General features: G+C 58.3%; 7 protein-coding genes. 2 read left to right on the forward strand and 5 right to left on the reverse strand.

The window, feature by feature from the left end:
* Window positions 1–22 precede the first annotated feature (22 nt).
* Window positions 23–1,549 carry a glycosyltransferase family 39 protein gene (locus VNL73_09550; GenBank protein ID HXF49650.1) on the forward strand — a complete coding sequence of 509 codons (1,527 nt, stop codon included), beginning with the start codon at window positions 23–25 and terminating at the stop codon, window positions 1,547–1,549.
* Window positions 1,550–1,586: 37 nt separating this feature from the next.
* Here VNL73_09550 and VNL73_09555 read toward each other — a convergent pair whose 3' ends face one another.
* The gene (locus tag VNL73_09555; GenBank protein ID HXF49651.1) at window positions 1,587–3,116 is read right to left on the reverse strand and encodes a hypothetical protein; all 1,530 of its coding nucleotides are present in this window, start codon (window positions 3,114–3,116) and stop codon (window positions 1,587–1,589) included.
* Between the two features lie 97 nt (window positions 3,117–3,213).
* On the reverse strand, window positions 3,214–5,292 hold the full coding sequence (locus VNL73_09560; GenBank protein ID HXF49652.1) for a tetratricopeptide repeat protein: 2,079 nt from the start codon (window positions 5,290–5,292) through the stop codon (window positions 3,214–3,216).
* Between the two features lie 56 nt (window positions 5,293–5,348).
* On the opposite strand from VNL73_09560, the gene VNL73_09565 reads away from it, so the two are divergent.
* Window positions 5,349–5,906 (forward strand): redoxin domain-containing protein, encoded by a 558-nt coding sequence (locus tag VNL73_09565; GenBank protein ID HXF49653.1) that lies wholly within the window; start codon window positions 5,349–5,351, stop codon window positions 5,904–5,906.
* A gap of 111 nt (window positions 5,907–6,017) precedes the next feature.
* Here VNL73_09565 and VNL73_09570 read toward each other — a convergent pair whose 3' ends face one another.
* The 3 genes from VNL73_09570 to VNL73_09580 form a co-directional block, all read right to left on the reverse strand.
* On the reverse strand, window positions 6,018–6,665 hold the full coding sequence (locus VNL73_09570) for a hypothetical protein (GenBank protein ID HXF49654.1): 648 nt from the start codon (window positions 6,663–6,665) through the stop codon (window positions 6,018–6,020).
* A 232-nt stretch (window positions 6,666–6,897) separates the two neighbouring features.
* A complete protein-coding gene (locus VNL73_09575; GenBank protein HXF49655.1) occupies window positions 6,898–8,844 on the reverse strand; it encodes a NosD domain-containing protein in 1,947 nt (648 codons plus the stop codon).
* A partial coding sequence (locus VNL73_09580) for an IPT/TIG domain-containing protein (protein HXF49656.1) occupies window positions 8,838–9,396 on the reverse strand: 559 nt, incomplete at its 5' end. The genes VNL73_09580 and VNL73_09575, both read right to left, overlap by 7 nt.

Raw genomic sequence — 9,396 nt, forward strand, 5'->3', positions numbered from 1 at the left:
GCGGCGGACGGACTTTCCAACGATGGAAAACGAAAAAGCGCGCAGGATTTTACGGTTTGCCGCCGTTTCGGTTTTGGCCGCCGCCGCCCTGTGGTTTTCTTTTTTCGGCATCCACCGCTCCTTTTGGTTTGACGAATGCTGCAGCGTGGAGATTGCCAACACCAGTTGGTCGGGAATCATCCAGAACCTGAAAACCAACGCCCACACCCCCCCTTTATACTATTTTTTGCTGAAGGTTTGGATGGCCCTCTTCGGCGCCGATGAGGCCGGCGCCCGTTCGCTCTCGGCCCTTTTCTATCTATTCAGCATCCCGGCGGTTTACTTTCTCGGAAAAACCCTTTTTGACCGGAAAACCGGCCTCCTCGCCGCCTTTCTTTTTCTGGCAAACCCGATGGCCGTCCAGTTCGCCCAGTTCGCCCGGATGTATTCTCTGTTGGGCTTGCTGGCCATCTTGTCTACACTTTTCTTTGTGCAGCAATTTTCTTCCGGACAAGCATCAAAAAAGAACTGGGCCGTCTATGTGGCCGTTAACGTGGCCGGCACTTTCACCCACTACTGGTTTTTCTTCCTGCTTCTGGCGCAGGGAATCGTTTATCTGTGGCTCTTCTCCAAATCCTCCTTCAAGTCCTTCGCCCTGGCGATGCTGGCCTCGCTGGCCCCCTTTTTCCTGCTCTGGACGCCGGTGTTGTGGATGCAGGCCACCAACGGCGGCACCTCCGGAATCACCCGCCCCGGTGCGGGAGTCCTGGCCGAAACCCTGCTCATCTTTTGGGGCGGGGGGAAAAAAGCGGCCTTTCTATACGGCGCTTTTCTGGCGCTGCTCTTCATCCGTCTGGAAGGGGGGATGCTGAAATTCCGCCTCCCGGCCGGCTTCACGGAGTTCCTCCGGCGGAAGGAAATTCTGATTTTGCTTGCCGTTTTGACCGTTTCGCTGGGAACCCCCTGGCTGATCTCCCAGTTCAATCCAATCTATATAGCGACCAAGTACACGATGTTGGCCCTCTTTGCCGTTCTGCTTCTAATCGCCCCCTTCCTGGCCCGCTTCGGCGACCGGATTTTGCTCCCCGCCTTTTGCACCCTCTTGTTTATGGTCACAGTTGGAAACTTTACCGGCCGGCGCCTGCACCCCCCTCCCGATTCCATCCGCTCGTTGACCGAATTTCTGCTTGAAAAAAGCCGCCCCGGCGATCTCCTTTTGCTTCCCGCTTCGGCTTGGGGCGGAACGGAGTACTATCTCAAGCGGCTGGGTGAACAAAACCGCTTCATCCGTTTCCCCTTTCCCGCCGAGGTGGCTGCCCACCCCTGCTGGCCCGACTTGAACCGCTGGACGGAGCCGTACTTGAAAAACGAGGCGGACGCCCTGTTGAACCGCGTCGAGGCGCAAATCGGAAAAGCCCCGGCACGAATCTGGCTTTTGAACGGCAATTTGCCGAGGGTCGATGACGCAATTAAAGCCGGGCTGGACGCCCGCTTCAGGCCGCTGGACGAAAGCGAAATCGGGGCTTCCTATCTTCCGCTTCGCAACCTGGTTTTCGCCTACCAAAAATAAATTCCCGGAGACGGCCGGACCCCGCCGGCCCTCGTTTTTACCGGCGGAAAATATCGTACAAATCGGCCCCCGGCGGCGGATGGGGGGATTGGATTTTGGCGGACAGTTCAAACTTTCCCGGAAAGACATCCACCACTTTGCCCGCCCAGGGATGATGGCTGTAGTCAATGACGTAATCAACCCTCTTTCGTTCTAAAAACGCCAAAAGCGAATCCGGGTTGGAATTGGCCCCCTCTTTCATATACGGCCATACCTCCGGCTGCACCAATCCACCCAAATCGAGGATGAACCGTTCCGAATGATAGCCAACCGCCCCGATCGGCTCGAGGGCAATCCGCGCCTCCGCGGGCGTGTTTTCTTTCAGCCAAACTCCAATTTCGCGGCGGATATCCTGCTGTTGCGTCGAAGCGGCGAATTTCCGCGCCGTCAGAAATCCCAAAACCGGAACGCTCAAGAAAAGAAATACCAGTCCGGCCCGCGCCCAGACCGGTCGGGCAAAAACCGGCCATCTTGTTCGGATGTCCAACCATAGATGATAACACCCCAAAACCGAGGCGAATATCAAAAAGGGATAGACGTGTATGAAATACCGCAGCTTGATTAGGGGAAAGAAAAACCCGAACATAAAAATTAACCCGAGGAAATACACGCTCCCCGCCAGCCAGAACCGCGTGAAAACGATGCGCCCCCGAAGAATAAAGTATCCGGTCAAAACCAAAAACGGCCCGAAGACCAAAAAATTCTTGGTCTTGAACAGAACCGCAACCGACCGGAACGCGATTTCCAGCCGCTCCAAAAGCCCGAGCCGGACAAACTGTTCCAGCGTAACGCCGAACTGCCCCGGCAGAAAAAGCAGAAGCTTTCCCGTCCGCGTCGGCGGCAGAAAAAGCCCGGTCTGCGAATAAAGAAAAATCTGCCAGGGAAGCGCAACCGCCGCAAACCCCAAGAAAAGCCCCAAAATCTTTCTGCCCCGGCCTTCCGCTTCAAGAAAAGCCAAAAATCCCCAGACGGGCAGAAGAATCAAATTCTCCGGCCGCGTCAGAAACAAAAACCCGGCCAAAATCCCCCCGGCCCAATACTTTTTTTGCGGCGAAAGAAAAAAACTGGCCGAAAGAACGGTCAAAAGAAAAAAATTGAGAGCAATCTCCATCCCGGATACAGAGGAAAAAACAAGCGGCGGGCAGGCAGCCGTAAGCAAACCGGCCCACCAAGCAAAAGTCGGATTTTGCGTGCGCTTTTGGACCAGTCCGGCAAAAATCCACACCCCGGCGGAAAACAACAAGGCGCAGAGGATTTTTGCCGCCGCCAGACTCTCCAGGCCGGTGGCCCAAGTAAAAACGCCGAGCAAAAGCGTCCACAAAACGCTGGTTATCCCAAAGCTCGGCTCGCCGGAATTGAACGCCAGCCCCTCCCCGGCGGCAAAATTCCCGGCGTAGCGGAAAAAAATGTAGGCGTCATCCTCCCAGCTTCCCGGATGGGAAAAAGCCGTCCATAAGGCGAGAAGCAAAGCGGCCGAACCGGCCGCCGCGGAAATTTTCAAGTGCGGACTTTTTTCAATCCAATTCAAGCCGGCAGTATAAAAAATCCGCCCTTGGACGGCAACGAAACAAAATGCCAACAAAAAAGGCGGCTTCCGCCGCCTTTTCAAATTCAAGCGAAAATTTTCACTCCCGCACGGAAAGCTCCGCCAAAACCCGCGACCAGTCCCGGTGGTTTTTCAACGTGGAAAGCTCGGTTGGCGTCGCCAGTTTCATAAACGTGTCGTAGGAGGCCTGCGCCTTCCGTTTGTTGTTGGACTGGATGTGGCTCAAAATCAAGTATCCGTGAATCATCGCCGGCTTCGTGCTGGAGTCCAGCGCCTTCTCGAACGCCTTGGCGGCGTCTTTAAAGCGCCGCTCCTGGTATTCCAGTTTTCCGAGGGCGTAATAGCCGTCCGGCGTGTTGCCGAAGTTTTTGTTGTAAAGCTGATAGGTCTCCCGGGCCGCCTTCGTGTTCCCCATCCCCTCGTACAGGTTCCCCAGTTCCAAAAGCGGCGCAGCCAGGTTCGGGTCCGCGTCCAAAACCTTCAAGTAAAGCTCCTCCGCTTTGGGATACGAGCCCGCCTCGCGGTAAATCCGCGCGGCCTTGAGGAAATGGTTGTTCCCGCTCTTCACGTCCTGGCTCCCCCAGTACGCCTCCCCGAGCAGGGTGTGCGCGGAAGCCGAGCCGGGGCGGATTTTCACCGCCTCGGAAAGGGCCTCCGCGGCCTTGGCGTATTCGTTTTTCCCCAGATAATTCTGCCCCTCTTTGTAATACTCGTCGAACCCCTTCCGCTCCGGCTGCTGGGAGACGGCGGGGACGGTCTTGATGGGCACGAGGGAAACCCGCACCCGGTTCGGCCGTCCGGCCCTCAACTCCACTTGATTCTGCCAGTCCTGATACCCCTCCCGCTTGACGTTGAGCGTATGCTTTCCCGCCGGCAAATCCTTGAAAATCCCGCCGCTCCCCAAAGGCTGCCCGCTCAAAAACGCCTCCGCGTCCGGCGGATCGATGGTCAAAGTCAAACCGGCCAGCTTCTGTTCCGCCGCGGGCGCCTCCACCGGCGGCGGCTGCAAGGGGGGCGCTTCCACCACCGGAAGCTGGCTCAAAACCTCCTCCTGCGTGGGGGAAAGGGTGAGAATGATGGGGGCGATTCCCCCTTCGGAAACTTCGACGATTGCCCGCCCCTCCACCCCCGGCCCCTCCGCCTGGAGATTGTAGCTCCCGGCCGTGACCTTGGGCAAAACGAAAAATCCCGCCTCGTTGGCGACGGCGGTCTGCCCCTTTTCCAAAAGGCGGATTTTCGCCCCCGGCAGGGTGGAACGGGTCCGGCTGTCCAAGGCCAGCCCGGCGATGCCGCCCGGATTCGGGCGGGAAATCAAGTAGAGCAGGGCCCCGGCCATAAGCAAAAGAACCATCGGAAAAACGTACATCCAGCGCCCGCCTCCCGCCGATCCCGGTTTCTCCTTCAAAACGTAAACCCGGTCCTTGAAGACGAGCTCCTCGCCGGAGGCCAAATGCGCCCCGCCGACCAAATGAATATGCGTGCCGGAAAAATAGGCGATCCCCCGCGCCACCGCGGTGAGCGCCGGGCGCTCCATGCGGAGCGGCTCGGCGGCGCCGCCGGAAGGATGGGCTTCGCGGGCCGGTTTGGCGGCCTCCCCCCGCTTGAGGCTCAGCTTGGAAGGCAGGGCCGCCGGGGATTCCTTGACGGCCGCGCCGGACGCCTTGCGCGCCGCGCTCAAATCGGAAAGAAGCGCCTTCCGCTCCTCGGCGGAAAGATAGCTTTTCGGCCCGCTCTTTTCGATGGCGTCCGAAAGGGTGGCCGGCTCCTCCTTGGAAATTTCCCTGGACGGCTCCCCCGGAGCTTCGGAAGCGCCATAGCCGGCGGAAAAAGGGGATTCAGAAAAGGAAAGCCGGTCATCCTCCTCGGCCGGTTTCACCGCCGGCGGGACGTCGCTCTTGTTTTCCCCCTCCGAAGACGCTTCCGCCTTGACCTTGTCCGTATCCTCTTCCTTGGACCCCGTCTCTTCCGGATTTTTGGAAAGTTTTACAACCGAAACCCGCGCCGTGTCATCATCAAAACTCATTTCCCGTTTTTCGGACGAAGGCCCCTCCCCGGCCAGGCCGACTTCCTTGGCCTCCCGGGCGGAAACCTCGCACGCCGGGCAGAAACTTTTCCCCTCTTCGTGTATGGTGACGCCGCAGCTTTTGCAAATGTTCATCTCTCCCCCACGGTTCCCTTTGAGTATCGGAAAAAAAACCATTATCTTTACCCCCGGTGAAAACGTTGGTGCGCGCCGGGTTGTCCCTCCCGCTCCTTCTGCTTTTGGCCTGTGCCGGGGACAAGAAAGAAACGGCCCAAACGCCGCCGGTTCCGGTTGCCGGACAGGCTTCGCTCGAGCTGGAGGTCAAAAGCCGCCTGGCCCCCGGGCTGGAGTTCCCCCGCCTGACGGTGGCCGACCACCTGGGGAACCGCTACGAGATTCGCGCCCTCCTTTCCAGGGAGAAAAACGTCGTTTTGCTTCTGGACGCCGCCTGCCCCGCCTGCGCGGAGGAGGCCCGGAAAATCCAGCGCTTCGCCCAGCTCCGCCCGGAGTTGAACGTTTTGGGGATTTCAAAGGATTCGGCATCGGCCGTTCTGGCCTTCAAAAAACGCCACGGCCTGATATTTCCGGTTCTGTTGGATGTGGAACAAAAACTGGTGCCGGACTACCGGCGGGTGACCTTCCCGACCTTGGTTCTGGTCGGCCCGGACAAAAAAATAACCAAGCTCTATGAGGGGGAAATCCCCCCGGCCGAGGCGGGTCCCCTTTTGCGGATGCTCACGGGACAGTAAAGCCCGCCCGGCCTGCCCCGCACGGATAAAAACGAAAACGGCCCGTCATCGGGCCGTTTTTTGTTGCTCGTCTGAAACGGATTTTCCAAGGCGGCCGGTGGCCGCCGAAAACTATCCCTTCTTATTCTTGACGGAACTGCCGGACGGTTTGGCCGGTTTGGTTGCCGGCGCGGCCGCTGCCGCTTCTCCTACGCGCACCACGGCCGGGTGGATGGGCAGCCCCTTCGGGGTGACGAACTCCAGCCCCGGCGGCATGTTGAGGGGGGCTGCCGAGCGGATGGAAACCGGCCGCGCCGCAGGCGCCCGGAAAAACATTTTCATGATTAGCCCCCGCCCCGGTTCCAAGGGCGGCGCCTCGGGATTCAGGGCCGAAAAAAGCCCCACGGTCACCGTGTTCGGCACGTTTTGCGGCTTGTTCACCATCTTGGTCTGGAAAAAATCGATCCGCGTCCCCAAAAGGCTGATGGAATCGAAGGAAAGAAGCGAATCATGCCGGATCGGGAACGACAGGGCAAAAAGCGGCTCGTCGTTGAAAATGGAGCAGTGGAGCACCCACTCCCCCTCCTTGCCCCCTTTCTGCATCTCCATATAGAAGGTGTCCACCGCGCCGATGGTGTCGTTGATGCGGATGGGGACGTACGGCACCTCCCACGGCTTCAAACTCGTGAGGGGGGAAAGCGCCTCCTTCGTTTTCTCCTGCCCGAAGGCCGGGCCGAAACTCGCAACCAAAAAAGCCAATACTAATCCGAACCGCTTCATTGTACCTCCCGATTCCTTTTCAACAATTTTTCAACCCTATTCTTATACCCGCCCAATATCGCCCCGATTCCCTGTTTGTCAAGCCGAAATCCCCTTCCAAGTGTTTCTTGTAGGGGCGAACCTCCGTGTTCGCCCGTCTTTCCCCTTGGTTGCCGCAACTTCAGTTGCGGGCCTTTTTGTAGGGGCACAACGCTGTTGTGCCCTCCGCTTCCCGTGTCGGGAAGGGGTTAGGTTAACACCCCGCCCCCGCCCCCAAAAACACCATATTCAGCTCAATCACCACATCCGCCGGGGAGAGCCCCCCGGAACAATTCACGTCCGCAAAGCACAAATCACAGCTTCCCGTGCCCAGAAACACACAATTGAGCATTAAAACGACGTCCGCCGGCGAAAGCCCCCCGCTAACATTCAAATCCCCCTTCTCCGCCGAACACGCGGCCAGGCATTTGCAGAATTCCGAACTGTTCCCCGCCGAATCGCTGGCCGTGGCGGTGATGAATTTCCCCGCCGGAAGAGGAAGTGGAAAAGTAACGTGGATGGCCGCGTTTCCGCTTCCATCCGTTATGACCGTATCCGTCCCGATGTAGGTTTGCCCCTCCCCGTAGCCGGAAGTGTCGCAGGAGTCGTTGGAGAAAAACTCGATGCGGAAAGGCGCATTGGCATAGCTGTTGAGCGTTCCGATGACGGTTGTACTTCCCCCCCAGCCAAACGCCTCGCTCAAAACCGGATAGTTTTGCAGGTTGTTGCCTCCGGAATCCGCATCGGCGGAATCATTCGCCGTCACGCCGTCGAAGCTTTCCGGCCGCAAATCAATCCCCAGCCCCCCGTTGGAATGAATGGAGCTCTGGACGAAGAAGTTGCCGGTGGCCGGAAATGAAATTGAGCCGGAAATCCGAACACCTTCATAGTTGTTGAAAGCGATGGTATTCGTATACTCGCCGGAATACCCCCCGATGACATTGTTGGAGGAACTGGCAATAAGAATGCCATTGCCGTTACCCAGTGCCATTGTGCCGGAAGCGTCGGTGCCGATTAAGTTCCCCAGCATCTCGTTGCGCGTCGAGCCGGGGCTGGCGATAAAAATGCCGAAAACGTCATTCCCCGATATGACGTTGTAGAAAATATCGTTTATAGTCGAATTGTCGATTCGCACGCCGTTGGCGGTGTTACCCAAATCCGCCGTGCCGGAAACGTCCGTGCCGATGAAATTTCCCAAAATGTCGTTGTCGCCGCCCAAGGATAGGTAAACGCCCGTGTTGGTGTTCCCCGAAATGATGTTTCGCGCCCCGGCCGCCAATCCCCCAATCCGGTTGGAACTGCTGTTCAATAGACGAACTCCCAGATCATTCCCCAAAGCCACCGTGCCGCTCACGTCCGTCCCGATGAAATTGCCGGCGATGTCGTTGCTGGACGAGCTGTCCAAAAAAATGCCGTAAAAACGGTTGCCCGAGATAACGTTGCGGGCGCCCGCCGCCGTTCCCCCAACCATATTGCCGTCCGAGCCGTCGATGATAACGCCATTCCGGTTGCTCAGGGCCGTTGTCCCGTTCACATCCGTACCGATGAAGTTTCCTTCAATCCGGTTGCCGCCGTTGTTCTCAATCAGTATCCCGCTTGAAGAAAGGCTGCCGCCGTTAAATCGGTTGATAACCAACCCCTTCACCGTGCTGTTCCCGGCAGTTATGTGCAAACCATTGGCGCTTATCCCTGCATTGGCGCCGTTCAACTCGATAATCGGCGTCCCGGAAAACCCCGGCTGGGTCGTGCCGTCGATAATCACCGGATCGGTTATGGTGGGCAAGGGACTGGCCGGGGCAATCATCTGCGGTCCGGAGCCGATGCCAAAGTTGATGATGTCCAATCCCGGATTGGCGTTCGCCTCCTCAATCGCCGCCCGGAAGGAGCAGGGGACGAAAATCGGCGGGGAAATTTGAAATTTCCCGCAAAGCCCGTCCCCCGCGAGGTAATCCGAATTATCCCCCGTGGTGATGACCGTGAAGGCGGCCGCCGTTTTTTCAGGTGTGTTCCCTTGCGTCAAATTTACATGCTGTACAATCCCGCTCGTCCCCCCAAATTGCTTCAGCACCGCGTCCGCTTGGACGCGGCCGCTGGTTCCCTCCTCCGCCTCGGCGCCTGCGACTCCCGCCACCGCCAGTAAAATCCCGAATCTCCTCAACACCCCGCCCCCGCCCCCAAAAACACCATGTTCAGCTCGATGACCACATCGGCGGGACTCAAGCCTCCGCTGCAATTCACGTCCGCAAAACACAAATCACAGCTCCCGCTGGCCAGAAACACGCAGTTCAGCATCAGCACCACGTCCGCCGGCGACAACCCCCCGCTGGCGTTCATATCCCCCTTCGCTCCCGCACAGCCCGAACCGACGGTGAAAAAAGCCGGCGAATACGTCTCCAATGAATCGACGGTCACCTTAATTCGCCCCGAAGAAGCGCCGGCGGGAACTTCAACCGTAAGTGAATCGGTGTTGGCGGAAAGAACAGCGGCCTGTCCCAAACCAAAGCAAACCTTGTTGTCAGCCGGTGTGGGGCCGAAATTTGAACCTAAAATCGTAACCGTATCCCCCGCTTCTCCCGAATCCGGGCTGACCAAAGTGATGCTGGGGGTGGCCTCCGTTGCCGCTCCCACTATCGGGGCCGATATTCCCGGCGCACCCGAAACTCCGGGTGACGAACCTCCCGCGCCGCCTGCGCCGACGTTAAAAATATTGGTG

It is taken from the genome of Verrucomicrobiia bacterium, from assembly GCA_035574275.1.
Lineage (GTDB): Bacteria > Zixibacteria > MSB-5A5 > DSPP01 > DSPP01 > DSPP01.

Coding starts and splice junctions, on each gene's coding strand:
- VNL73_09550 (HXF49650.1), top strand. CDS start 23: ATGGAAAACGAAAAAGCGCGCAGGATTTTACGGTTTGCCGCCGTTTCG.
- VNL73_09570 (HXF49654.1), bottom strand. CDS start 6,665: ATGAAGCGGTTCGGATTAGTATTGGCTTTTTTGGTTGCGAGTTTCGGC.
- VNL73_09560 (HXF49652.1), bottom strand. CDS start 5,292: ATGAACATTTGCAAAAGCTGCGGCGTCACCATACACGAAGAGGGGAAA.